Source organism: Salifodinibacter halophilus (genome assembly GCA_012999515.1).
Lineage (GTDB): Bacteria > Pseudomonadota > Gammaproteobacteria > Nevskiales > Salinisphaeraceae > Salifodinibacter > Salifodinibacter halophilus.
This window is the reverse complement of record JABEEB010000020.1, coordinates 1-457: the sequence shown is the minus strand read 5'-3', so window position 1 is coordinate 457 and position 457 is coordinate 1. Positions and strand designations below refer to the sequence as shown.

Below are 457 nucleotides of genomic sequence, written 5' to 3'. Positions count from 1 at the left end.
CTGCCGGGAGAGCGGGGCGTGACGGTCCCGCGTTATCTGCGTACCGGCGAGGTCGTACTCAAGGCCGAGCGCGCCGCAGGTGCGGCGCGCGAAGTGTTGTGACCGCGCCCGTCAGCGCCGTGCGCTGACGTCCGTCATCCTGGCCGGCGGTGCGATCATCCGCGCGCATTGACGCTTGTCATCGGCGGATGGAATCGTGCCGCGCATCAAGCTTGTAATCGCGCCGCACGCCTAGCATCGCGCCCCGGATCGACCTCGTCGGTCGTCAGCCTTTCGGGGGCCTGTGATGGCTACTTCGCTTCTGCGCGCGGCGTGGTGGGGCGCTTCGCCGCGCTTGTTGCTCGCGCTTGCGGTCGTGCTCGCGCTGCGCGGGGTCGCGCCGCTGCCGGACTATCTGGGGCCGTATCCAGGCTCGGACCGGCGCGCGCCGGCGCGCGACCGCGCGGCCATCGGCGCG

The 457-nt window shown here is 72.0% G+C and carries 1 protein-coding gene; it reads left to right on the top strand.

What is annotated here, in order from left to right:
* Window positions 1-286: 286 nt before the first annotated feature.
* Window positions 287-457: hypothetical protein (locus HKX41_10475; protein NNC24558.1), on the top strand; the 171-nt coding region annotated here is incomplete at its 3' end.